The organism is Cellvibrio polysaccharolyticus, assembly GCF_015182315.1.
Classification (GTDB): domain Bacteria; phylum Pseudomonadota; class Gammaproteobacteria; order Pseudomonadales; family Cellvibrionaceae; genus Cellvibrio; species Cellvibrio polysaccharolyticus.
This window is the reverse complement of sequence record NZ_PRDL01000001.1, coordinates 3,345,357-3,371,040: the sequence shown is the minus strand read 5'-3', so window position 1 is coordinate 3,371,040 and position 25,684 is coordinate 3,345,357. Positions and strand designations below refer to the sequence as shown.

The following is a 25,684-nucleotide window of genomic DNA, read 5'->3' as shown; positions in this document are numbered from 1 at the left end:
GCTGGCAACGGCGGCGATGTTGTATTTCAAGAAGAGGAGAATATTCAATGCCATCATTTGATGTGGTATCCGAAGTTGATAAACACGTATTAACCAACGCGGTTGATCAGGCGCACCGTCTGATCACCAACCGTTACGATTTTAAAGGCGTTGATGCCAACTTCGAGCGCAAGGAATACGAAGTAACCATGATCGCCGACGCCGAATTTCAGCTGGAGCAGATGCTGGATGTATTGAAGGGTTCACTGCACAAAAACGGCATTGATATCGCCTGCCTCGAAGTGCGGGACGTCAAAACCTCGGGCAAACAGGTGAAGCAGGAAATCCTGGTGCGCACCGGCCTTGAGAGTGAGCTGAGCAAAAAAATTGTTCGTTTGATCAAAGACGGTAAATTAAAAGTGCAGGCGCAAATTCAGGGCGACCAGGTGCGCATTACCGGTAAAAAGCGCGATGACCTGCAAGAGGGGATCGCCTTGTTGCGCGCCTCCGACATTGAATTACCTCTGCAATTTACCAACTTCCGCGATTGATAAAACGGCGCAAGCTATCGGCAAAGCCGCTGCGGTTTAAACACCCTGCCGCAGCGGCGAAGCGCCAAACGCTTATTGATAATCATAATGCTCGTTCAACCACCGGTAGAAAAATATGTTGAATCGCCTTGATGGCAAATCACAGGGCTGGCGTGAGACGCTCTTGTCGTATTCCGATCACCGCCTTTTTTATATTTTTTTGCTGGGTTGTGCTTCCGGTTTTCCGTGGGTTCTGGTCGGCTCCAGTATGAGCGGCTGGCTCAGTGACGCCGGTTTGTCCCGCTCTGCTATCGGTTTTTTCGGTTCAGTCACCCTTGTTTACGCGATCAATTTTTTATGGGCACCGTTGCTTGATCGCGTTCGCTTGCCGTTGTTTTGTACTCGCCTTGGCCAGCGTCGCGGCTGGATTTTTTTCATGCAGGGTTTAATGTTGCTGGCAACGCTCGGCATTGCCTTTACCAACCCTGCAGAAAGTCTGTTGTGGACCTCGCTGCTAGCCCTCTGCATTACTACCTGCTCGGCAACCCAGGATATTGCAATTGATGCTTACCGTATTGATATTATTGGCGATGAAAAAACCAAACTGCCACCTGCAGCAGCGATGGGGGTGATTGGCTGGTGGACCGGTTTTTCACTGCCGGGTTATTTCGCGTTTGCTTATGCGGACACTGTAGGCTGGAATGCTGTATATCTTGGGCTGGCGGCGTTTATCGGCTTGTTAATGGTATTTACCTTGCTGATTCGTGAGCCGGTTACCGATCGCGAATTTTTACAGCGTCAGGCAGAGTTGCGTTATCAACAGCAACTGGCAGTGACTGACAGCATTTGGCGAAAAATACTCGCCCGCATTTCTGTTACGGTAATTGAACCTTTCGCTGAATTTTTTCGTCGCAACGGCTGGCAGCTGGCGCTGATGATTTTATGTTTTGTTTTTCTGTTCAAATTGGGCGAGGCGTTTCTCGGCCGTATGTCGATTGTGTTTTATCGCGAAGTCGGTTTTACCAATGAACAAATTGCCGAATACTCCAAGCTGATTGGCTGGTTCGCCACGGTAGCATTTACCCTGATAGGCAGTGCCATCAATATTCGCTACGGTATTATTCGCGGGTTATTTGTCGGCGGTGTGGCCATGGCTGGCAGCAATTTGATGTTTGCCTGGATTGCCATTGCCGGCCCCAAAGAATCGCTGTTTCTCGCCACCATTCTGGTGGACAACTTCACTACAGCCTTTGCCACGGTTGCCATGGTGTCGTTTCTCAGTTGGCTGACTGGCCGCGCATTCTCTGCTGCACAATATGCGCTCTTATCGTCATTGAGCAATTTTGGCAAAACTGCATTGTCTTCGTTTAGCGGCCAGATGGTGGATTCGCTGGGCGGAAACTGGGCGCTGTTTTTTGTTATCACCGCGTTAATGGTGGTGCCCGGCCTCGTATTGTTACTGATTATTGGCCGCAAATTCAAACAGCGTGAATCAGCGCAGCCAACCGAATTGAGCCAGTGATACTTTCCCTGCGGATATAATCACGCCTTCTGCGGTCAGACGCCTTGCCTGTTCCTTACCGGCGGGTGTTGATGCCGGTAGCGACAGTTTGCCTTGTGCGTTAATAACTCTATGCCAGGGCAATTGTGAGTTTTCCGGTAATTGTTTCAAAACGGTTCCTGCCAAACGCGCTGCGCGTGGCAAATTGGCCATGCGCGCCAGCTCACCGTAAGTGACCACTTTACCCGGCGGAATCTGGCTAAGCGCCAACCAGATGGCTTCTCTGGATGCGATGTTAGTCATAAATTTTCCGTAACTTACCTTAATTAACACTTTTATGATTGCCACGGCGCAGGCTCGCCAGTGTAATCAGTTGTTGAACATAGCCGGGTATTATCAGGTATTTCGCCGTGCAATTTTTACGTTTTTTGATAGTTCTTTTATGGGTTCCGTTGGTGCAGGCAGGTCATATTGAGTTGCTCAATGGCGACCGTGTGGCTGGCGAACTGGTTCGGGTGGACGGCGATAATCTGGTGTGGAACACGGTCAACTTCGGTGTTCAGAACATTCCCAAGCAGCGCATCAAAAATTTCAGCAGCTCAACCCCGCTCAAAATCAATGGCAACCGGACACCCTGTATCGTTGAAAAAATGGAGCAAGAAAATCTGGTGTATTACTGTGGCTTGCGTTCGCGCATGAACCGCGTATCGCTGTTGTCTATCAAGGCGATGGTACCTTACGAAGACTTTGTTGAAGAAAAATACACCCATCATGGCCGCTTGAGCCTGCTCGGTACCTATGCTCGCGGTAACGAGGTACGTGACGAATGGAATCTGCAAACAGAAATGTCGCTGCGCAAATCCGAATGGCGACATAACTTTATCGGAGAGTATGCAGAAACCGCGCTGGGCGAGGCCAATTCGCCGAAAAAGTGGAACACCGGCTATTCAGTGGATTGGTTTTTTCGCGAGCGCTGGTTCTGGTACAACAACATGGAGGTCGGTGCGGACGAACGTAAAGGCACTGAGGCTTACTACGTATTCGGTTCGGGTGCCGGTTATCAATTCTGGGAAAGTCGCGATTCAGCCTTGAGTATGAATTTGGGGGTTGCCTACTTCGGCGAGGAATACCAGGAATCGGCTGATGCCTTTGAAGACGACGATAACTTTTCGGCGGGTCGCTCGACCATGAATTTTCGCCACACCTTGCCTTGGGGGGTGGGGTTTTTCCATGTGAATGAGTTTATGCAATCTTTCGATTCCAGTAGCAACTGGCGCCTTAAAAGCACTACCGGGCTGAGCACGATGCTGATCAGCCGCATTTATTCCGAGATCAAGCTGGACTACAGCATTGATAAAGAACCGCGCCCCGATAAAGAATCCAAAGATACCCGGCTGTCGCTGGGGGTGAGTTATAAATGGTAGACTCGGTTCTCCCACCGCAGGAAATTTGCTGACTTATGCGTTTTTTGGTGTTGTTCTTTCTTATTTTGCCGGTCATCGAGATTGTGCTGCTGATTAAAATTGGCAGCGAAATCGGCGTGCTGGCAACCCTTGGCTGGCTACTCCTGATGATTGTTGCTGGCGTCACACTGCTGCGGGTGCAAGGCACCGCCAGCCTGCGCCAGGCGCGTGAACTGATGTCTGCCGGGCAGCAACCAACAGCGGCGCTGGCCAAGGGGATCTTTGTATCGCTGGCGGCGGTGCTGCTGATTTTGCCGGGCTTTGCCACCGATTTGATCGGTTTCTTGTTGTTGTTACCGCCCTTACAGCAGCTGCTGGTCAAGCGCTGGATGAAAAACGCCCAGGTGAGTAGCCATTTTTACCAGACCGGTCGGCAGGGCAACCTTTATGAAGGCGAGGCGGAACCGGTGGATGACGCCCAATCCAGACCTGCACAACAGTATTTGCCACGCGGTGAGGACGATTTAAGGCGTTAAGGGTGTTTTCAGCTGCGGCTCCGGAGCCCATGCCGTTATTGCCGGCATGGGCTTTTTTGTAATAAACCACAAATATTTTGTATAAGGCTGTTGAAATCGCGGGTAACGGCCCCACATATCTCACACAGCTTTTTTGGGGCAACCCTGATTCAAGGTCTTTTTTTACGTAGTGGCTTGAAATCCAAAGGGTTGTCTCTATTTAGGTATCATTCCGGGAATCTCCCGGCATTTTTTTGTTTAATCGCTTGTTGGAGAATGAGCTCATGAATATTCGTCCTTTACATGACCGTGTTGTGGTTCGCCGCAAAGAAGAAGAAACAAAAACCGCGGGTGGTATCGTACTGCCGGGTTCAGCCAAAGAAAAACCGAATCAGGGCGAAGTCCTGGCGGTGGGTAATGGCCGTGTATTGGCAAGCGGCGAATTGCGTCCGCTGGATGTAAAAGTGGGTGACGTTGTGGTGTTCGGCAAATATGCCGGTAGTGACACTATTGAAGTGAACGGCGAAGAGCTGGTCATTCTGAACGAGAGTGATATCAAGGCTGTACTGGTTTAAGCCCTGATTTAACGAACAACCCTCTGTTTGAACGAATTTTTGAAGGAAATGGATTATGTCAGCTAAAGATGTAAAATTTGGTGATAGCGCCCGTCAGCGTATGCTTGTTGGTGTCAACATTCTGGCCGATGCGGTAAAAGCAACCCTGGGCCCAAAAGGTCGTAACGTGGTACTGGAAAAGTCTTTCGGCGCGCCTACCGTGACCAAAGACGGTGTGTCCGTTGCCAAAGAAATCTCCCTGAAAGACAAATTTGAAAACATGGGCGCACAAATGGTGAAGGAAGTTGCTTCACGTGCGTCTGATGATGCCGGTGACGGTACTACCACTGCAACTGTTCTGGCTCAGGCTATCGTTAACGAAGGTCTGAAGTCTGTTGCTGCCGGTATGAACCCGATGGACCTGAAGCGTGGTATCGACAAAGCCGTTATCGCTGCTGTGGCCCACGTAAAATCTATCGCCCAGCCATGTTCTGACAGCAAATCCATCTCCCAGGTTGGCACCATCTCTGCCAACAGCGATGTTTCCATCGGTGGTTTGATTGCCGAAGCCATGGAAAAAGTGGGTAAAGAAGGCGTTATTACCGTTGAAGAAGGCACCAGCCTTGAGAATGAGCTGGACGTTGTAGAAGGTATGCAGTTTGACCGCGGTTACCTGTCTCCGTACTTCATCACCAACCAGGACAACATGAGTGTTGAGCAGGACAGCCCCTACATCCTGCTGGTTGACAAGAAAGTCTCCAACATCCGTGAGTTGCTGCCGGTATTGGAAGGCGTTGCCAAGTCTGGCAAGCCGCTGATCATTGTTGCTGAAGACGTTGAAGGCGAGGCGCTGGCAACACTGGTTGTGAACAACATTCGTGGCATCGTAAAAGTGGCTGCCTGTAAGGCACCAGGCTTCGGCGATCGTCGTAAAGCCATGCTGCAAGACATCGCTGTACTGACCGGTGCTACCGTGATTTCTGAAGAAATCGGCCTGGATCTGGAAAGCGCTACTGTTGAGCATCTGGGTACCGCCAAGCGCGTAACCATGAACAAGGAAACCACCGTGATTGTTGATGGCGCCGGTAAAACCGACGAGATCAAAGCACGTGTTTCTCAAATCCGTGTACAAATCGAAGAAACTTCTTCCGATTACGATCGTGAAAAACTGCAAGAGCGCGTAGCCAAACTGGCTGGCGGTGTTGCTGTCATCAAAGTGGGCGCTGCCACCGAGATGGAAATGAAAGAGAAGAAAGCCCGTGTAGAAGATGCGTTGCATGCTACCCGCGCTGCGGTAGAAGAAGGCGTGGTTCCTGGTGGTGGTACTGCCTTGCTGCGTGCTGTTGCTGCTATCGCTGATTTGACTGGCGACAACGAAGACCAGAACGCCGGTATCGCTATTGCACGTCGTGCGATGGAAGCACCGCTGCGTCAAATCGCGGCCAACGCCGGTGAAGAGCCTTCTGTTATCGCTGACAAAGTGAAGCAGGGTACTGGTAACTTCGGCTTCAACGCTGCTACCGGTGAATATGGCGATATGCTGGAAATGGGTATCCTTGACCCGGCTAAAGTAACCCGTACTGCACTGCAGGCTGCCGGTTCTATTGCCGGTCTGATGATCACCACCGAAGCTATGGTTGCTGACCTGCCGGAAGACAAGTCAGCTGCACCGGACATGGGTGGCATGGGCGGTATGGGTGGTATGGGCGGCATGATGTAATAGCCCGTCCGGACTTGTCATGGGGAACCATGACAACCCGCACTGTTCGAAGAAGGCGACTCCGGTCGCCTTCTTTTTTTTTGTGGCCTACCATCACGTGTGGCCACGCATCAGGCAACGGCAGCTGCGGGTCACACATGGCTTCCGGCAATTTTTGCCTGTTTTTTAACGGCTGCCAGGTGGCCGCTTCTTTTGGTGGTTGCGCTACGATAGAATGTGACGCAGATTTCAAACGTCAGGTGCTTTTGAATTATGGAACGTAAAGAACCCACATTTTCGCCCTCAACCAATTCGCAACCGGAGCGGGACGACGCTGGTATTCGTCGCACCGTGCCGCCAGCACCCGAACCCCGGCCAACTCGCCCCCATACACCACCACCTCCGCCCCCATCACGGCCATCATCTACGGCTCCCTCTTCCGGTAGCCCGCTTGCGCTGGTAGCGTTGGTTGTTGCGCTGGCGGCTACTGCCGGTAGTGGCTTTTTAGGCTGGAAGCTGGTGGGGGCGGAGAAAAGTCTCACCAATGCAGAAAATCGCATTGCTGAATTGGAAGGGCGGCTGAATGTCAGTTCTGACGAGTCCAGCCAGTCGTTGACTCAGGTCGATGCCAAACTGAAGTGGGTGGATTCGGAAATCCGCAAACTCTGGGGTATTTCCAACGATACCAACCGTAAAGCCATCGCCGCCAACACCGACAAAATTGCCGGTTTGGGAAAAGATCTCGCCACTATTAAAACCGACGTGGCTGCTGCCAAAAAAGATGCCACTGAAGCAAAAACCGCCGCAACAGCGCTCAGACCCGAGCTGACTGCCAGTAAAACGGCGGTAGAAAATTCGGTAGCCAAACTGGACACCGCGGTGAAGGGCATTGAAGACCAGCGTAAACGCTTGCAGGATCTTACTGAACAACTCGACCGTACTGACGCGCAGTTGGCCAGCCTGAGAGCCATCGAAGGTAAAGTAAGAACTAGCGAAGAAGCTATTGCTGCTATTGATGCCAACCGCAGAACATTAAACAGCGACATTTTGCGTATCAAACAGCAACTGGGTATTAACTGATCAGTTTTGCTGAGTAGAGATTCTACCGCCTGATATATTTCAGACGGTGAAAACCAGACGGCGAGTCCTATGACTCGCCGTTTTTTTGCTTGGCAATATCCGTTTGGGCGATTATTTTTGGCCGTTCCCGGGCAAACCGGAGAGCATTGGCACTATTCCAGGCAATGTGGATAAACCCTGCTCATGCCATTATCCACATTCTCTGTGGATAACTATGTGTAAGAACTTTTGGTAACCCGGCTAAGCCTTGTAAACACTGGGGTTGCGAGATGTGATTGATTTATGATCAGTTGCGTAATGAGAAAAAACCGCTATTTTTCAGCCTCCGTCAAGCGATTTCGGGGTTTAAAAAACGCGTTGAAAATTTTGGCAGAAGCTTGATTTTCCTGGAAAAAAATAATCGGAAATCGGCTTATACACAGCCACGGTTAACTACCGCCGAAGCCATTATCCACATTCTCTGTGGATAACTATGTGTAAGAACTTTTGGTAACCCTCCTGAGCCGCATAACCACAGGGGTTTCAGCATCCGGTCAATTCCTGATCACTCATTTTGCAACCTGTCATTTGGCTCGACTCCCGGGTTTTACCTGCCCGGGCGAAAAGCCTGCACCAATGTGGAATGCATTGCACGCATGCTTTGCGCCGCATTGGTGCATTGCCGTCATCAGTGTGTGGTGGCGGTACGGCTAAGCTCGTAAGCCGCGTCCTGTATGCCTACCAGGTTGCGGTTAATGTCTTCGCAAGTGGTGCTTTGTTCCTCAACGGATACTGCGATTTGCAACATGTGATTGCTGATCATCTCCACCTGCTGTGTAGCCTGTGACAATGACTGGTCAGACTCTACCGAGAGGGTAACGCTGTGGTTGGCTCGCACCAGACCACGATCTACCAGCCCCACCGCTTCTTTAACATCGCCACTCAGCTGGTTAATCAAGCCGCGAATTTCTTCTGTCGATTGCCGGGTTTTTTGGGCAAGGCCACGTACTTCATCGGCAACCACCGCGAAGCCTCGCCCCTGATCACCGGCGCGCGCCGCTTCAATGGCCGCATTGAGCGCCAGCAAGTTGGTTTGTTCGGCAACCGCGTTGATCACTTCAATAATTTTATTAATGTTGTCGCTGCTGTCGGACACTTTGCTGACGGCGTTGCTGGTTTTGCTGATGTCCTGTGATAACGCTTGCACCTCTTTCACCGCGTTACCGAGTTGTTGTTTAACTTTGCCAATGGCATCGACGGTGCTGACCGCGCCGTCTGCAGAGCGATTGGCCAAGCCAGCTACTTCCGAAATAGTCGCGGTCATTTCATGCATGGCAGCGGCAACGCTTTCAATTTCACGGCCCTGTTGCGTGGTGCTCTCCAGAATACGGTTGCTGCGTTCACGTAATTTTTCTTCAATTTCGCGCCGTTTTGCTGACATGTCGTTGAGCGTGCGGCTTACATTATCGCGGTCACTACGTGGGTGCATCTTTGATGAAAAATCACCGCCGGCGATGGCGTTACACATCTGGCTGATATCCCGGTAGGCCTCAAATACACCGTTCAGTGCATGAACCAGCACATCAATTTCGTCTTTAATCGTCTGCTGCTGTTGAATGGCAATGCCTTCGATATCACCAGTGCTAACCCGATTGGCGAGATGAACGGCGCGGTCTATACGGCGGCTGATGGAGCCAACAAACCAGAGCGATAAAATAATAATGGCGATTAACCCTGCGCCTGCGACCATCAGGGTTTTTCCAATACCGGCATACACCGGGCCGATAAGGCTTTGTTCGCTGGTGCGTTGAATAAGAATCCAGCCTCCTTCATCAATGGTGGCTACCGAAAAATAATAGGCGCTGTTGTCTGTCGGGTCCTGTTCAAGCATAACGGCCTGGCCGCTATTTCCTGCGCTGCCAATCGCCTGATCAAACAGCGCATGGTAGGGCGTTTGGGCAATGGCTCGGGTTTTCAATTCGCCGGCCTGGCCGGTAGCAGAGATAACTTTGTGCTCGCGGCTGATTAGAAAATAATCCTGGCCGTTTTGTTGTTTGAGGTTATTCAGCAGCCGGTCAATATAATCCAGCGAACGATCCACACCGGCGATGCCTTTAAAGCTGTTGCCGATAACAATCGGAAAAGTTTGTTCAACAATCATTTTTCCCTGATAGGAATAGGGCTCGGTAATCAACCCTTGTACTTTTTGAGTGCGCAGAAATAATCGCTGTACGCCATCGTAATAAAGACTGGTTTCCATATCGACCAACGGGGTTAATACCAGCTGGTTTGCGTCGCGATGCCAGTAAGGTAAAAAGCGACCCTGCTCATTGACCGCATGGGTTAGCGGTTCGATGGCCTGAGTATGGTCATCCTGTCCGTCAGCGTTGGGCTCATAGCCAAAATAGGCGCCGGTAAACGCCTCGTTGTTTTGCAATACATTGCGCGCAAAACGGCTGGATTCTTCTCGCAGGCCAAATAGCCCGGCAGTTTGCGCATCGGCCATGGTTTTAGCCGTTTGCAGTGCCAGCGCATTATCCTGCTCCAGACGCAAGGCGGTGTTTTGTACCGAATGCAGCAGCGTAATTTCAATATTTTTATGCGCGGCGGCCAGCTCCCGAAAGGCGTTGACGGTAATAATAATGGCGAGGATCACCACGATGGGCAGTAACAGGTAAAGAAAAATTTGTCCTTTCAAACTTTGATAAAAGCGTAATTGCGTGGATGGTGTTGGCATACCTTGAATCCCGATAAGGTGATTTACATTGCTGGCGTTTTCCTTGTCGAAGGCAGGATGTCGAGAGGGTTGCCGGGGGCGGCATGGGTACGTCTCAAAAATTGCGCTTCCTGATCCACTGAAGCGACAACCGGTGAAGAGTTGCCGCTTCATTTGTTTAAAGCAAAAGCTATTCCATGGACGAGTGGCCGGTGAGGAATTTAATAACCAAACAAAAATGATTCTTGTTTCTTTTTTTGGTGTTTTGTTGATTGCGGAAATAACACGGAATCCGGCCGTTGATGGTGTAAAATCCCCGCCGTTTTTCCATACAACAATGAGATCCCGCCATGCCAACCGTGATTCGTCAGAAAGACTTGATCGACAGCGTTGCCGATGCGCTGCAATTTATTTCCTATTACCACCCCGTTGATTTTATTCAGGCCGTTCACCAGGCCTATTTGCGCGAGCAGAATAAAGCCGCCAAAGATGCTATGGCACAAATTCTGATCAACTCCCGGATGTGTGCCATGGGCCGCCGCCCGATTTGTCAGGACACCGGCATCGTAACGGTATTTGTCACCGTGGGCATGGACGTGCAGTGGGATGCAGACATGAGCCTGACCGATATGGTTAACGAAGGTGTGCGTCGCGCTTACCTGAACCCGGACAACGTGTTGCGGGCTTCCATTCTTTCTGACCCGGACGGTGCACGTAAAAATACCGGAGACAATACCCCGGCAATTATTCACTACAACATAGTACCGGGTAACACGGTAGACATTCATGTTGCTGCCAAAGGTGGTGGTAGTGAAGCAAAAACCAAATTCGCCATGTTGAACCCGTCTGACTCGGTCGTTGATTGGGTTTTGAAAGTCGTTCCCGAGATGGGTGCTGGCTGGTGTCCGCCAGGTATGTTGGGCATTGGCATTGGCGGTACTGCTGAAAAAGCCATGTTGCTGGCCAAAGAAGCCTTGCTGGAGCCGGTGGACATTCAGGCGTTGCAGGCGCGTGGTGCCAGCAATCGTTCTGAAGAACTGCGCATCGAACTGTATGACAAAGTAAACCGTCTGGGTATTGGCGCTCAGGGGCTGGGTGGTTTGACCACCGTACTGGACGTAAAAGTCAAAGATTACCCTACCCATGCGGCTAACAAAGCCATTGCGATCATTCCCAACTGCGCCGCTACCCGCCATGCGCATTTTGTGCTGGATGGTTCCGGCCCGGCTTTGCAAACGCCGCCGTCATTGGAAGATTACCCGGAAATTTCCTGGGACGTGGGCGACAGCGTTCGTCGCGTAAATCTCGATACCGTAACGCCGGAAGATGTGCAAACCTGGACTACCGGTGAAACGATTCTGTTGTCGGGCAAGATGCTGACCGGCCGTGACGCCGCCCATAAAAAAATGACCGACCTGTTAGCCAAAGGCGAATCGCTGCCTGTGGATATGAAAGGTCGCTTCATTTATTACGTGGGGCCGGTTGATCCTATTCGTGACGAAGTGGTTGGCCCGGCTGGCCCGACGACCGCCACACGCATGGACAAATTCACCCGCACCATGTTGGAGCAAACCGGCTTGTTGGGCATGATCGGAAAATCCGAACGCGGCCCTACTGCCATTGAAGCTATTCGTGATAACAAGTCCGTTTATTTAATGGCGGTAGGTGGCGCAGCCTATCTGGTGGCGCAAGCCATCAAATCATCAAAAGTGCTTGGCTTCCCGGAATTGGGTATGGAAGCTATTTACGAATTTGATGTTAAGGATATGCCGGTCACTGTAGCAGTAGATTCGCGTGGTGAGTCAGTACACACCATCGGCCCGAAAGTCTGGAAAGCGAAAATTGAAGAAGGTGTGGTTGAAGTTCAATAACGCCCGGTAAAGATGCAACCGGTCACTACCGGCTGTATCTTGTTTTTTTATCGCTTCAGCTAGTGCACCAAAAAGCCTCGCCAGTGGAAACGCTCGCGGGGCTTTTTGTTAATTCGCTTTTGAAATAAAAATTGTCATTTTTTATCGGTTATTATTTTTTTGTTGTAATGTCTTTGTAATATTTATTTTTTTACTTCAGTTTTTTCTGCGTGAAATAGTTATTTCATAATAAAAAATATTTTCTGTAAGGTTAAATTCTCTACATCAAAATAAATTACTGCTATGCTCAAAAAACATTCGCCGTGTCAGCAGTCAGCGCAGCAATAATCGATATTGATGGTCAGGACTTATGCCGAAGATGGATTTCAGATACGCACTTCTGGTGTTGCCCGTGCTTGCAGGCTGGGCAACCGGTTATTATTTTCATACGTTAGTCGGCGCCCTTGCTAGCACTTTTGGCGCCGCATTAATCTTTCAATACCTTCTCAAACATCCTGCTGCCGTTAATCAATTTCCGGATCCGCCCTCTACCGACCCTTATTTTGTTGCCAGTTGCCACAATAGTGTGGGCATTATTGATAACACTATTAAAGAAGTACTCCATAACATGGAGCAAGTCGCCTCCATTCAAGCGGATGCCATCAAGACGCTGAATTCTGCATTTAGCGACTTTAAAGTGTTACTTGATCAACAACAGAGCGATGTACACCGCTTGTTATTTGAAGATGACCTGGGTGGCGGTGTGAAAATGTCATCGCTGGCCGATAACACCTCAACAACGCTTAATCGCCTGGTCAATACCGCTATCACCATGAGCCAGGGTTCTCATGCGCTGATGGAAAAAGTAGGCAAGGTTTCTGCCGATATGCCGCAAGTCATGAAGGCAATGAAAGATATTGATCAAATTGCCTCGCAAACCAATTTGTTGGCGCTCAATGCTGCCATTGAAGCCGCGCGCGCCGGGGATGCTGGCCGCGGCTTTGCCGTCGTGGCTGATGAAGTACGTGCGCTATCCAACCGTTCAGCCGGTTTCAGCCACACCATTCAGGAGCAATTACTGCACATCAATCGGGCGGTGCAATCGCTGGCCGATGATGTGCAAAGCGTTGCTTCCCAGGACATGACCTACGTCATGTCAGCACGGCAGGAGGTTGAAAAAACCCTGACAGCACTGATTGAAAAAGCGCAATCCGATCTGGATGTCGCTGCCGGTTTGAAAATGGTATCCACGCAATTACTACAAGCATTGCACGATGCGATTCGCGGTCTGCAATTTGAAGATATGTCATCGCAAAATATTCATTACACGCGGGAATCCCTGACGCGTTTGTGGCCGTTAATGAAAACGCTGTCGCTGGTCGATGCCGATGGTAATACCGACCAGCAAAAAGTCATTAATGAAGTTGAAAGCTGGCAAAAAAAGCAGGCAGAGCGAAATCATAACCCGGTGTCTGCTTCCAGTATGAGTAGCGGGGGCGTCGAATTTTTTTAGATCGTCAGACTAAAGGAGTTTTTTGTGGGAAAGCATATTCTGATCGTGGACGATTCACCCTCGGTAAGGCAGATGGTAGAAACCACCTTGCGTTCTGCCAACTATGACGTAACAGCGGCTAATGATGGGCAGCAGGCATTGGCATACTGTCAAAAAAATAATTATGATTTTGTATTAACTGACCAGAACATGCCTAACATGGATGGGCTTACCCTGATCAAATCCCTGCGTAACTTAAACAGCTACCTGAGAACACCGATTGTGGTGTTAACCACCGAGGCGAGCGACAGCATGAAAGCGCAGGGCAAAGCCGCTGGCGCAACCGGCTGGATGGTAAAGCCTTTTGATCCGGCAAAACTGCTGGAAGTCGCTCGTCGGGTTCTGGGTTAAACCAACGCACAGGAAGCGTGTTATGTCGATCGATATGCAGCAGTTTCACGGTGTTTTTTTCGAGGAAAGCCAGGAGCACCTCGACACCATGGAACAGTTGTTACTATCGCTGGATCTGACCGATCCTGATACCGAAGCGTTAAACAGTATTTTTCGTGCGGCACATTCCATCAAAGGCGGCAGCGGAATATTCGGCTTCACCGCACTGACCGCGCTGACACATATTCTCGAAGGTTTGCTGGATAAATTAAGGAATCATCAACTGGCGCCATCGCGCGCCATGCTGGATGTTTTTTTGGAGGCGACCGATGTGCTCAAAGACACGCTCTGTGCCTATCGCCAGCAAAATTCCGTGGATGACGCGGCCATTGCGCGCATGAAAAAAAAGCTCGAAAGCTTCCAGCTGTCAGATTCTACGGTGAATAAACCATCGGATGACGGTTTCGGTTTTTTTGATGATCAACCGCTGGAAACGCCCAAACCTGCAGACCAGGATCCTTTCTTCGGTTTTTTCGATGAGCTGGATGCCAGCACACCGGCGCCGATTATCGAAATGCCTCCCGCCGAGCCAATCACCACAGCGATGACTGCCGTTACGCCGGCGACCGGAAAGCCTCCGGTCAAAAAAACGGTTGATGCGCGCGAGACCGCCTCGGTAAGGGTGGACGTCGAAAAGCTGGATTGTCTGATTAATCTGGTGGGTGAAATTGTTATTACGCAATCCATGTTGGCGGTGATGGCGGAACAGCTGGATGGAAAAATGGCAGAAAAATTTCAGGTTATTCTGGATGATCTTGAGCGCAATACCCGTGAGATGCAGGAAGCGGTTATGAGTGTGCGCATGCTACCGGTGTCTTCTGTATTCAACCGCTTTCCGCGCGTTGTGCGTGAACTTTCTTCAAAACTCGATAAGGAAATCGATCTGATTATTGAAGGCGAGCAAACCGAGCTGGACAAAGGCCTGATCGAAAAGCTGGTTGACCCGCTCACTCATCTGGTACGCAACAGCATTGACCATGGCATTGAAGCCGCATCGGTGCGGCAAGCGTCCGGAAAGCCGAGTAGAGGAACGGTAACGCTACAAGCATCGCGGCAGGGTGGAAACATCGTCATTGCTATTCAGGATGATGGTGCAGGCCTTAACCGTGAAAAAATCATTGCCAAAGCCCTGGAAAAAAACATTGCTGTGGATAATGCGAGCGATGACCAAAGCGTCTGGCAATTGATTTTTGCCCCAGGGTTTTCTACCGCCCGGCAAGTGACCGATATTTCCGGGCGCGGAGTCGGGTTGGATGTGGTTAAACGCAATGTGCTAACGCTGGGGGGGCGAATAGAAATCCATTCAGTCGCCGGGCAGGGCACCTGTTTTAAAATATTTCTGCCGCTGACGTTGGCTATTGTGGATGGTATGAGTGTCTCGGTGGGCAATGAAATTTTCATTATCCCCTTGGCAAATATCGTTGAATGTTTGCAACCGGATGCTGCCAATATCAAATCGCTGGCAGGGCAGGATCAGTTGCTGTGGGTAAGAGATCAATATTGGCCAATTGTATCTTTATCCCGCGAGATGGAAATAGAAACCACCATTGAGCAGCCCACCGATGGGGTGATTGTATTGGTTGAGTCGGCACACAAGCATTTTGCACTGTTGGTTGATGCTTTGGTGGGGCAGCAACAGGTGGTTATCAAAAGTCTTGAACAACATTATCGACGCGTTACCGGTATTTCCGGAGCAACTATCATGGGCGACGGGCGCGTGGCACTTATTCTGGATATCGAGTCCTTGTATGAAAACAACCCTTCAGAAAAACAGCGGGGGTATGCTGCATGACGGCATCAGCCAGTGTTGCTACGGATAATAACCGGGTGCGGGAATACCTGACTTTTCGGCTGGGTGACGAACATTATGCTATTGATATTCTCACCGTTAAGGAAATTCGCGGCTACGAATCGGTAACGCGTATCGCCAATGCCCCGGAGCATGTCAAAGGCATTATTAATTTGCGCGGTGAAATTGTGCCCATCGTGGATTTACGCCTCTGTTTCGGGGTTGGTAACAGCGTTTACAACGAATTCACCATCGTCATTGTTCTGCATATCCACCAACGGATTGTCGGTATCGTGGTGGATAGCGTTTCCGATGTGATTACTTTGGATCAGGCTGAGCTTAAGCCCCCGCCTGATTTTGGTGTAGCTTTTGACCATCGTTATTTGATTGGTTTGGCGGCAGTGCACGACGACATGATTATCGTCGTTGATATAGGAAAAATGATCAGCAGTGATGAGTTGGGGTTGGTGGACGCTCAATAGCGACATTATTATCAGGGAAATTGCTATGAATCTTTTTAAATCCTCGCAGCAAATTAATCAGGAAGTCGCCAGACAAAAACTGCAGCGACAAATGACCTCGGCACTGGATGCAACCTCATCCAGTGTGATGATTGCGGACGCCGGCCGCATCATTGTTTATATGAATGAAGCCGTGAAAAAACTGCTACGTGAGGCGGAGGCAGACATTCGCGAGGTGTTGCCACATTTCTCGGTGGATAGAATTATCAACACCAGCATGGACAGCTTTCACCGTAACCCTGCACATCAGCAGCAACTGCTGGAGAAATTATCGTCCACCTACACCTCCAATATCACCGTCGGAAAACGAAATTTCCGTTTGATTGCCAACCCGATATTTTCCGATTCAGGGGAGCGCCTTGGTTCGGTGGTTGAGTGGCAGGACACCACAAAAGAGGTTGCCGCCGAGCATGCGATGAGCCGTATGCTCGGCGCGCTGGAAGCCACCACAACCAATGTGATGATTGCCGACAATGATCGGAAAATTATCTATATGAATAAATCGGTGGACCGTATGTTGCGCGGCGCCGAGTCAGATTTACGTAAAGTGCTACCGCATTTTTCGGTGGATACCATCGTTGGCAGCAACATGGATATCTTCCATAAAAACCCGGCCCACCAACAAGCCTTGTTGGAAAAGCTGACCAGTACCTACGTGGGCAATATTGTGGTGGGCAACCGTCACTTTCGGCTGGTAGCCAACCCGATCTTTACTGCCGATGGCAAGCGTTTGGGCTCGGTGGTTGAATGGCTGGATCGCACCCAGGAAGTGGCTGTGCAAGCCGAAGTAAATCAGCTCGTGCTGGCGGCTGCCAATGGCAATTTCTCACAGCGTATTGCCATTGAAGGTAAAAACGATTTCTTTTTGACATTGGCGGAGGGCCTGAACACGCTGGTTGAAACCGCAGAAAAAGGTTTAACGGATGTTAGCCGGGTATTGGGTGCTGTGGCCAAAGGTGATCTCACCGAAAACATTGTGGCAGATTACCAGGGCACCTTTGGTGAATTAAAGGAATATTGCCAGAATACCACCGCCAGCCTCTCAACAATGATTGGCGAAATTCGCAGTGCAGCGGAAACCATTTTTACCGCATCCAGTGAAATTGCCTCAGGCAATGCCGATCTCTCTTCCCGAACCGAGCAACAAGCTTCCAACCTCGAGCAAACCGCTTCCAGTATGGAAGAGTTGACCTCCACCGTGAAACTGAATGCCGATAATGCGAAGCAAGCCAACACGCTTGCCGAACAAGCCTCCAATGTTGCCACCGAAGGCGGCGAGTTGATTCAGCAGGTGGTTGCTACCATGAATGCGATTAATGAATCAGCGCAAAAAATTTCCGACATTATTGGTGTCATTGACGGTATTGCTTTTCAGACCAATATCCTTGCGCTCAATGCGGCCGTCGAAGCGGCAAGAGCCGGAGATCAGGGGCGTGGTTTTGCGGTAGTCGCTTCAGAGGTCCGTACACTTGCGCAGCGGTCGGCCAGTGCCGCGAAAGATATCAAAGGCCTCATCTCCGATTCCGTGAAAAAAATAGAAAACGGCAATGTACTGGTGAGTAAATCCGGAAATACCATGAAGGAAATTGTGACCGCTATCAAGCGCGTCAATGACATCATGTCGGAAATTGCCTCTGCCTCTGCCGAGCAATCGTTGGGGATTCAGGAGGTTTCAACCGCGGTCAGTCAAATGGATGATATGACCCAGCAAAATGCTGCGTTGGTGGAGCAGGCAGCGGCTGCCGCAGAAAGCTTGCAGTCGCAGGCCGACCAGCTCACCCGCCGGGTAGCCTTGTTCAGTTTAAATACGGATGCCAACCAACCGTTAGCCGTATCCAACCGCCTGCTTGCCAAACCGGCTAAACAGCTGGCGAAAACACCGTCAAAAACATCACCGGCACTATCCAAAAAGTCTCAAGGGAGTGACGACTGGGAGGAGTTTTAGCCGATCCCCGGCTGATTGTTGACGGAGCCGCTATGGATGAAACAAAGGCTTTTCAGGAATTTGACCGCTATGCTTTTTCTGCCAGGGATTTTGAATTTATTCGAAAGCTGCTGCTCGCGAAAACCGGCATCAATCTCTCTGACAGCAAACCGCAAATGGTGTATTCGCGCTTGTCACGCCGGTTGCAAGCGCTGCACCTGAAAACCTTTCAGGAATATATTCAGTGGTTGCAGCAACACCCGGAAGAGCACGAGGAGTTCGTGAATGCATTAACGACCAACCTGACCGCGTTTTTTCGAGAGGCACACCATTTCAATATATTGGCTGACCATGCGTTAACTGTTTTTAATAAGAGAAAAACATTGCGTTGCTGGTGTGCCGCCGCCAGTACCGGCGAAGAACCTTACTCCATTGCCATGACGCTGGCGGAGACCGCAAAAAAATGTAATGCATCGGTAGAGATCATCGCATCGGATATTGACAGCCGGGTGCTCACTCAGGCACAAACCGGGGTTTATGATCTTTCGCGCACAAAGAACATTCCCGAAGACTATTTAAAAAAATACTTTCTCAAAGGGCGGGGTGCTCAAACGGGCAAGGTCAGGGTAAGCGATTCCCTGAAAAGTATGGTTGATTTTCAACAGATCAATTTGCTGGATAGCCGTTGGTCAATAAAACCTCCTTTTGATGTTATTTTTTGTCGCAATGTCATGATCTATTTTGACAAAAAAACGCAGCTGGACATTCTGCAGAAAATGGTGAGCCTGTTAGCTCCTGATGGTTTATACATTGCCGGGCACTCTGAAAGTTTTTTGCATGCCAGCCACCTTGTTACGTTGGCTGGTAAATCCATTTACCGCCCGGTATCCCGGAGCGCACTCCGTGAATGAACAATCTGTGGCACAGATGGCGCCCAACCGTTATTTTGACCGCTATTTTCAGCAGGAGGCGGTGAAAATTTTACCCGGCGAATTTTACGCAACACAGAGCAAGCGGATGATAGTCACTGTGCTGGGTTCTTGTGTTGCGGTTTGCCTTCGCGATAGACGCACCGGTTTTGGCGGTATGAATCACTTTTTATTACCCGGTGATGTTTCCGGTAGCAGTGATTTTTTAGCTGAGTCAGCCCGCTACGGAAACTATGCGATGGAGATGCTAATCAATCAGCTCATTAAATTTGGAGCCAGTCGCGGGCAGTTGGAAGCGAAAGTCTTTGGTGGGGCCAACCTCATGCAGAATATGACCGTTACCAACGTCGGGCAGCGCAATGCGGAATTTACCCTCGACTACCTGCGTATGGAGAATATCCCTTTACTCGCGCAGGACTTGCTGGATGTGTATCCACGTAAAATTTACTTCTTTCCGGACAGCGGCAAAGTGTTGGTGAAGAAGCTGCGGGTACTGCACAACACCACCATTATGGACCGGGAGAGCGAATATCGTATGCGGATGCGGTTATCGCCTAAATCCGGCGAGGTAGACTTTTTCTAAGGAGTGAACATGCCTTTCAAAGTGCTTATTGTGGATGACTCGGCACTGATACGCAGTTTGTTGGCGAGCATTATTCGCCAAAGCAGTGAGCTGGAATTGGTGGGAGCAGCGGCCGATCCGTTCATTGCCCGTGAAATGATTCTTCAGTTCAAGCCGGATGTAATCACGCTGGACATTGAAATGCCTCGTATGGACGGGCTGACCTTTCTTGAAAAACTGATGGCCGCTCGGCCAACCCCGGTGATTATGATTTCTACCTTGACCCACTCACACGCAGAGGCCACCTTGCGGGCGCTGGAGCTGGGTGCGGTGGATTTTATAGAAAAGCCGTCGGTGGGCATCGCGGCGGGTTTGAATGAATACGCTGAGATCATCATTGAAAAACTGCTGGCAGCGGCAAAAGCATCATTACATAATCCTTCCCGTTCGCCAGCCAGCCCGGTTGCCTATAAAACGCCGCTGGTTGGCGCTGAAAAAATAATTGCCATCGGTGCTTCAACCGGAGGAACCGAAGCGATCAAATCGGTGCTGTCGCAACTACCGTCGAATATTCCCGGTATCGTCATCACCCAGCATATGCCCGCCGGATTTACCGAATCCTTCGCCAGGCGCCTGGACCGCCTTACGCGTTTGACGGTGGTTGAAGCCAAAGGAGAGGAGCGCATTTTGCCCGGACACGTTTTCCTGGCTCCGGGCGACAAGCACCTTATTGTGGCTCGAATGAGTAACACCTATATCACCCGGTTGAACGATGAACCCCCCAGCTTGCGCCACAAACCCGCAGTAGACTTGCTCTTCAACTCGGTAGCCGCCGCAGCGGGCAGAAATGCCGTTGCCGTCTTGCTAACCGGCATGGGCAAAGACGGCGCCCGGGGTATGCTCAACATCCATCAACAAGGCGGCCACACCATCGCCCAGGACGAAAAAAGCTGCGTGGTTTTCGGTATGCCGCGAGAGGCGATCAAGTTGGGTGGTGTTAATGAGGTTATTCCTTTAAATGGCGTGGGGGAGGCTATTGTGAGAAATCTTTCCCGTTAACCTGCAGCAGCGAATGCTTTCATCGCTGAGTGAATTTTGATCAGCTTTGTGGCCTGTGTTGCGAAACCGTAGTCTGGCTCTGGCTCTGACCATTATAAAGTGGGCATCATTTCATTCTTTCGTTACTATATGTCCCTGTATTATCAGGAGATTCCCGGGCGTTTTTCACAAAAAAACCATACCGGGGGCATATATCAGGGGATGCTTTGTGTTGTCACGCCAATATCTGGATAAATTCAATCTGGCCGTTCTGGCCTTTTTTATTGTTTACGTCGCTTTTTGTCTCACCCCTTCGTCATACGGTCTGGTCCTTGATATGTTCGGTCATAACGGGGAAGGCTTGTGGTGGGGTTCCGCCAAAGCCATTCGTTCTGATGAATGGGCGGTCTGGACACCCTATTTCCAAGCGGTTGTTAACAATGATTTTGCCAGACATAACCTGAATTCAATCTATCACGAAGACTTTCGCGGCTTCAGCGCCTTGCCCATTAAAGATTGGGGGCTGTTTTTCAAGCCGCTGTTATGGCCCTTTTTGATTATGAATGAAGCTTATGCATTCTCCATGCATCACGCTTTAATCATGGTTGCTTTTATCCTTGGTTGGAAGCAGCTCACCGAAAAAATACTTCCGGAGACAAAAACCGGCTATGTTGCGGGAATATTTTCCCTTGTTCTTTTTTTTAGTGGTTTTACACAGGTATGGTGGACAACACTTGGGCCAATAATTGCGCTCACACCCTGGTTGTTACTCGCCGTGTTCTGGTGTGAAACCATATCCTTAAAAAAAATAGTCGTCTTTTTTTATATCTCTGCCGCCTGGTTGTTGTCTCATACCTATCCGCCTATCGTCATTTCAACCGCTTATTTCGCCTTATTGTTGCTGCTGGCCTTTAACCGCAAATTGTTAAATATTAAAACTATTGTCGGGCTCGGTGTGGGCGGCATTGCGGCGTTGGTAGTGGTTTATCTTTATCTGGAAGACCCTATCGCGATCATGTCGCAAACTGTTTATCCTGGACAGCGGCTTTCGCTTGGCGGGGATGCTTCCTGGTTGTTATGGTTGTCGGCCTTTATTCCTTATATCAATCACTCCAACAACGAAGCCTGGATTTTGAATATCTGCGAGGTGGGAGCTGTCACAAGCTTGCTACCACTTATGGCGGTAGTTTTCGGTAATTATCGATCCCTTGTAAGGACTCAAAAAACCGTGATAGCAATGTTTATATTCACAATCATTGCTATGTCACTGTGGATGCTGGTGTCCAGTCCGGAATGGTTGGCTCGTTTAACACTGCTCGACCGTGTGCCCGGAATACGCATGATGTGGGCATTAGGTTTAACCGTAAATTTCCTGGCAATTTACGCATTGATGGTCTGCGATATTCGATTCACACTGGTAAGAGCCCTTGTCTTTTTAATAGTTTCAGTTGGTATTTATAGTGCAGCCTGTGTATTACATGGCCAACCTATTGGAGAAAAATCAGCGTGGGAATTGATTGCTCCGCTTATCCTCATCGCTGTGGCGGTACTGGCTGGTCAACAGTTAGCGGGTGATCACACAAAGAAATTGCTGGTATTACTGGTCACAGCCTTATTGATCAATCTCATTTACTGGGGCACTTTCAATCCCGGGCAATCTGCCAAGCCAATCTTTTCTTTAAAACAATCACCGGCGCTGAATAACCTTAAAGAACTTGGGCAAACTCATCCCAAGGGATGGGTGGCTGTTGGCGGCTATCCTGGTGCTATTTTGCAAGGGTTGGGGTTGCCTTCCATATCGCATGTGCTGATGATGCCAAAGTCGCCCTTTTTCAGGGCGTTATTCCCTGAAATGTCGGACAACCGGTTCAGACATATTTTCAATCGCTATGCTCATATTCAAGTTGCGGATGTGAGTGAACCCTGGACATCAGGTTTCGATGTTATTCGCTTGCCGAAAGTGGTGGTTGGTCCTGCAACAATCATCGCTATTGAAAGTGCGGGTATGGAAGCCAGCGATCTGAAGCATGATGGCTTTATTGATCAGGTGATAGAAGAAAACGGCTGGCTTGAAGTACGTGGCTGGGGAATGTTTTCTGAAGAGAGTGTGCAACTTCTGAGCAATCAAAAAAAATCCATTAAAGCACGTATAGAGCGGGTAGAGCGACCCGACGTTGCGGAGGCTAAAGGCGACCCGCGGCTAAATTTATCAGGTTTCCGCCTGTTTATTCACAGCTCTGAAAAGCTGCCGCTCTCAAGTTTATGTTTGTACAGTGATGACCCGGCTTTTGGTCGCCATCGCTTGCTACCGACCCAAAGCGCACCGGCTTACCAATGTGGGAACCACTGATTTATATGCGTCATCTATTTATGAAACCTGTTTTTTTATTGAACAATTTTTTCAGTTCAAAGAGCAATGTATTGATTGCTCTTTTATTTTTCATCATTACTGCATTTTTTTCGTCGCTCATCCCTCCTTTTCAATCACCGGATGAACCGGATCATTTAAAACGCGCCTATCTCCTGGCGCAGGGGCGAATCGCAATGGTGAGCCCTGAAAATAGTTCAACGGGAGGTTATATTGATCAGTCCTTATTTAATTACATGCTGGTTCACTCCCGCTTAACCGGCAAGGAGCACGAAAAAGTAAACAAAGCCATGGTGAATGAAGCCAGGCAATTACACTGGTCGGGTAATGAAACCTTCGTCATCGCGCCAGGGGTAAATTACTATTTCCCACTGGTTTATTTACCACAAAGTATCGGCCTGAAGTTGGGGCAACTGCTTGATCTCAGTATTCATCACTCTTACCACCTTGCCCGTTTTATGGCATCGCTGAGTATTTTGGTGATGCTCTGGTATGCATTCAGTCTGGCGTCGCCCAGCCTTCTTACCCTGGGCTTGCTATGCATGCCGCCGGTGCTCTTCCAGGGAATCTCAACCAGCCAGGACGGGGTGGCAATCGCTCTTTTAGTGCTATGTGGTTCAATTTTTATCCGTTTGATGAGAGGCATGTCCAGCAGCGATAGAAACCAATACATTGTATTTATGGTTGGGCTGGTCATATTACTGACAAGCAGAATTAACCTGATACCCATGTTATTGATGCCTCTCATACTGGCATGGCGCTATCGCTGTCGGTGGTTATGGGCAGGGTTTGCGGCGGCAACAATCGTGGTGCTGTTGTGGGTTCTTTATGCGTTGCTGTCTACTGTGGATAATCGCGTAGCCCTTGGTGCCTCAACATCAACTCTGTTTTTTTATTATCTTTCATATCCTTTCAGCTTCCTGAACATTGTCTGGGCCAGTATTCACGACTCTTCTCTGCAGCATTTTTATGGCTTCAGTTTTGTTGGCATTATGGGGTGGTTGGAGATTACGATAGGGGATCAGAATATAAAGTGGATAGGCGCTACGCTTGCGGCGTTGTTGTTGATCTCTGTGAGTATCAAGCGTTTAACTCAAGAGTGGCAGCAACGTGCAACTCTTGCGCTGGTGGCAATTTCCTCTGCATTAATGGTTTTTCTACTCATGTTGGTCACATGGACACCGCACCCGGCTGAAGTTATTGAGGGCGTGCAAGGGCGTTATTTGTGGTCGTCGGCGCTGTTGTTATCTTTTGCTTTAACTCAGGGTATTAATCAACTTACACAGCCAGTCAAAATTGTTGGTATTTCACTCTTGTTGGTTATAGTTTCTATCACCCTTGTAAAGCTGCCCAATGTGCTCCTTGAAAGATACTATATAGATTCCAACGTAGCAGAAATTTACCGTGCACAATCGAATGAAAAGAACGGTTTTTCTTTTCAAGGAAGCATATTGGAAGCGCGTCATTCCGACTTTCCCGGGAGTCACGAAGGTCACATTGATAATCTGACCATTAAAGATAATGAAGTAACCCTGGTCGGATGGGGCTTTTTCTCCAGTGGTAGCAAACAATTTTTCTCAAACCTGCCCGACTCCATTCCTGTTATGTATAAAAATATTCTCAGGCCAGATGTGGCTGCCGCATTTAATAATGAAGCCTATATTTCTTCGGGTTTCGAATTGAAAATACGGTTTGATAGCACCGCTGATCTTGTCAATATAATGAAAGATTTTTGTCTCTATACCGAAGATCCCGAGTTTGGTTCTCACAGAATTCATTCTTCCGGTAATAGCGGTTACCAATGTGGAGTAGAGCATCATGAATAATGGATTAATTGGCGCTGGTGTTGCGGTCGTTATACCTTGTTACAAGGTGACTCAACACATCGGTGGCGTAATTGCAGCCATGCCTGAGTGGGTGGAGCGTATCTACGCAGTAGATGACTGCTGCCCCGAGTCTTCCGGGAAATTCATTGAAAGCAAGATTCAGGACCCGCGTCTGCGAGTTATCTACAACGAAAAAAATAAAGGGGTAGGTGGTGCAGTCATGGCCGGTTACCGCGCAGCGATTGAAGACGGTATGCACGTTGTGGTGAAAGTGGATGGCGACGGACAAATGGATCCGGCACTCATGCCGGACTTTGTGCACCCAATCCTTGCTGGCGAGGCCGACTACACCAAAGGCAATCGGTTCTATAACCTCGAAGAAATCAGCCAAATGCCGAAGATCCGCTTGTTCGGCAATGCCATTCTCTCCTTAATGAACAAAATATCTTCCGGTTATTGGGATGTTTTTGATCCTACCAATGGCTACACGGCTGTGCATGTTGATGTTTTGAAAAAACTGCCTTTTGCAAAAATTAGCGAGCGGTATTTTTTTGAGTCAGATATGTTATTCCGTCTCAATACAGTGCGTGCAAAAGTTATTGATATCGCCATGGACGCATCCTATGGCGATGAAGAAAGTAATCTGAAAATTTCCAAAATTGTGGGAGAGTTTACAAAGAAAAATATAAAAAATACCTGCAAACGAATTTTTTATAATTACTACTTAAGGGATATGTCAGTTGCATCCCTGGAGCTGCTTCTTGCAGTTCCTTTGCTTGTTTTCGGGTTGATTTACGGCGTGTGGAACTGGGTTGATTTTTCGAGCAAGGGTGTAACGACGCCTACGGGTACGGTGATGTTGGCAGTGCTACCTATTGTTATTGGTGTGCAGTTGTTACTTTCATTTTTGTCTTACGATATTGAAAATGTTCCTCGCCGGGTAATACACAAACGCCGTGTCTAGCACGGCGTTTTATTC

21 protein-coding genes are annotated in these 25,684 nt (G+C 49.3%); 19 read left to right on the top strand and 2 right to left on the bottom strand.

The window, feature by feature from the left end:
- Nucleotides 1-47: 47 nt before the first annotated feature.
- Nucleotides 48-530 (top strand): YajQ family cyclic di-GMP-binding protein, encoded by a 483-nt coding sequence (locus tag C4F51_RS14235; RefSeq protein ID WP_193910908.1) that lies wholly within the window; start codon nucleotides 48-50, stop codon nucleotides 528-530.
- Between the two features lie 115 nt (nucleotides 531-645).
- Nucleotides 646-2,031: an AmpG family muropeptide MFS transporter gene (locus C4F51_RS14230; RefSeq protein ID WP_193910906.1), complete on the top strand. Its 1,386-nt coding sequence runs from the start codon at nucleotides 646-648 to the stop codon at nucleotides 2,029-2,031.
- Here C4F51_RS14230 and C4F51_RS14225 read toward each other — a convergent pair.
- Entirely contained in the window at nucleotides 2,002-2,313 is a 312-nt protein-coding gene (locus tag C4F51_RS14225; protein ID WP_193910904.1) for an MGMT family protein, read from the bottom strand. The two genes, C4F51_RS14230 and C4F51_RS14225, sit on opposite strands and share 30 nt — an antisense overlap.
- Nucleotides 2,314-2,420: 107 nt before the next feature.
- On the opposite strand from C4F51_RS14225, the gene C4F51_RS14220 reads away from it, so the two are divergent.
- The 5 genes from C4F51_RS14220 to C4F51_RS14200 all read left to right on the top strand — a co-directional run bounded on the left by C4F51_RS14220 (nucleotide 2,421) and on the right by C4F51_RS14200 (nucleotide 7,261).
- Nucleotides 2,421-3,434, top strand: coding sequence for a DUF481 domain-containing protein (locus C4F51_RS14220; protein ID WP_328701385.1), 1,014 nt, complete (start codon nucleotides 2,421-2,423; stop codon nucleotides 3,432-3,434).
- A 35-nt stretch (nucleotides 3,435-3,469) separates the two neighbouring features.
- Nucleotides 3,470-3,949: an FxsA family protein gene (locus C4F51_RS14215; protein ID WP_193910902.1), complete on the top strand. Its 480-nt coding sequence runs from the start codon at nucleotides 3,470-3,472 to the stop codon at nucleotides 3,947-3,949.
- Nucleotides 3,950-4,212: 263 nt separating this feature from the next.
- The gene (locus C4F51_RS14210) at nucleotides 4,213-4,503 is read left to right on the top strand and encodes a co-chaperone GroES (RefSeq protein WP_193910900.1); all 291 of its coding nucleotides are present in this window, start codon (nucleotides 4,213-4,215) and stop codon (nucleotides 4,501-4,503) included.
- A gap of 55 nt (nucleotides 4,504-4,558) precedes the next feature.
- Nucleotides 4,559-6,202 (top strand): chaperonin GroEL, encoded by a 1,644-nt coding sequence (gene groL / locus C4F51_RS14205; RefSeq protein ID WP_193910898.1) that lies wholly within the window; start codon nucleotides 4,559-4,561, stop codon nucleotides 6,200-6,202.
- A gap of 252 nt (nucleotides 6,203-6,454) precedes the next feature.
- A complete protein-coding gene (locus C4F51_RS14200) occupies nucleotides 6,455-7,261 on the top strand; it encodes a hypothetical protein (RefSeq protein ID WP_193910896.1) in 807 nt (268 codons plus the stop codon).
- A 667-nt stretch (nucleotides 7,262-7,928) separates the two neighbouring features.
- Here the strand turns inward: C4F51_RS14200 and C4F51_RS14195 are convergent.
- On the bottom strand, nucleotides 7,929-9,977 hold the full coding sequence (locus C4F51_RS14195) for a methyl-accepting chemotaxis protein (protein WP_193910894.1): 2,049 nt from the start codon (nucleotides 9,975-9,977) through the stop codon (nucleotides 7,929-7,931).
- A gap of 329 nt (nucleotides 9,978-10,306) precedes the next feature.
- On the opposite strand from C4F51_RS14195, the gene C4F51_RS14190 reads away from it, so the two are divergent.
- The 12 genes from C4F51_RS14190 (at nucleotide 10,307) to C4F51_RS14135 (ending at nucleotide 25,669) form a co-directional block, all read left to right on the top strand.
- Nucleotides 10,307-11,827: a fumarate hydratase gene (locus tag C4F51_RS14190; protein WP_193910892.1), complete on the top strand. Its 1,521-nt coding sequence runs from the start codon at nucleotides 10,307-10,309 to the stop codon at nucleotides 11,825-11,827.
- A 358-nt stretch (nucleotides 11,828-12,185) separates the two neighbouring features.
- A complete protein-coding gene (locus C4F51_RS18365) occupies nucleotides 12,186-13,319 on the top strand; it encodes a methyl-accepting chemotaxis protein (RefSeq protein WP_328701383.1) in 1,134 nt (377 codons plus the stop codon).
- Between the two features lie 24 nt (nucleotides 13,320-13,343).
- A complete protein-coding gene (locus tag C4F51_RS14180; RefSeq protein WP_193910887.1) occupies nucleotides 13,344-13,709 on the top strand; it encodes a response regulator in 366 nt (121 codons plus the stop codon).
- Between the two features lie 22 nt (nucleotides 13,710-13,731).
- Nucleotides 13,732-15,540 carry a chemotaxis protein CheA gene (locus tag C4F51_RS14175; RefSeq protein WP_193910885.1) on the top strand — a complete coding sequence of 603 codons (1,809 nt, stop codon included), beginning with the start codon at nucleotides 13,732-13,734 and terminating at the stop codon, nucleotides 15,538-15,540.
- Nucleotides 15,537-16,019 (top strand): chemotaxis protein CheW, encoded by a 483-nt coding sequence (locus C4F51_RS14170; RefSeq protein WP_193910883.1) that lies wholly within the window; start codon nucleotides 15,537-15,539, stop codon nucleotides 16,017-16,019. Before C4F51_RS14175 ends, C4F51_RS14170 begins: the two co-directional genes overlap by 4 nt.
- Nucleotides 16,020-16,044: 25 nt before the next feature.
- Nucleotides 16,045-18,003, top strand: a complete 1,959-nt coding sequence (locus C4F51_RS14165; protein WP_328701382.1) for a methyl-accepting chemotaxis protein — start codon at nucleotides 16,045-16,047, stop codon at nucleotides 18,001-18,003.
- A gap of 32 nt (nucleotides 18,004-18,035) precedes the next feature.
- On the top strand, nucleotides 18,036-18,893 hold the full coding sequence (locus C4F51_RS14160) for a CheR family methyltransferase (RefSeq protein WP_193910881.1): 858 nt from the start codon (nucleotides 18,036-18,038) through the stop codon (nucleotides 18,891-18,893).
- Complete coding sequence (cheD, locus tag C4F51_RS14155) at nucleotides 18,886-19,494, top strand: chemoreceptor glutamine deamidase CheD (RefSeq protein WP_328701381.1); 609 nt, start codon at nucleotides 18,886-18,888, stop codon at nucleotides 19,492-19,494. Before C4F51_RS14160 ends, cheD begins: the two co-directional genes overlap by 8 nt.
- A 9-nt stretch (nucleotides 19,495-19,503) precedes the next feature.
- Complete coding sequence (locus C4F51_RS14150; protein WP_193910879.1) at nucleotides 19,504-20,532, top strand: protein-glutamate methylesterase/protein-glutamine glutaminase; 1,029 nt, start codon at nucleotides 19,504-19,506, stop codon at nucleotides 20,530-20,532.
- Between the two features lie 208 nt (nucleotides 20,533-20,740).
- The gene (locus C4F51_RS14145; RefSeq protein WP_193910877.1) at nucleotides 20,741-22,861 is read left to right on the top strand and encodes a DUF7657 domain-containing protein; all 2,121 of its coding nucleotides are present in this window, start codon (nucleotides 20,741-20,743) and stop codon (nucleotides 22,859-22,861) included.
- Nucleotides 22,846-24,705, top strand: coding sequence for a DUF2142 domain-containing protein (locus tag C4F51_RS14140; protein ID WP_193910875.1), 1,860 nt, complete (start codon nucleotides 22,846-22,848; stop codon nucleotides 24,703-24,705). Before C4F51_RS14145 ends, C4F51_RS14140 begins: the two co-directional genes overlap by 16 nt.
- Nucleotides 24,698-25,669, top strand: a complete 972-nt coding sequence (locus C4F51_RS14135) for a glycosyltransferase family 2 protein (protein ID WP_193910873.1) — start codon at nucleotides 24,698-24,700, stop codon at nucleotides 25,667-25,669. The genes C4F51_RS14140 and C4F51_RS14135 overlap by 8 nt, the downstream gene beginning before the upstream one ends.
- Nucleotides 25,670-25,684: the final 15 nt, after the last annotated feature.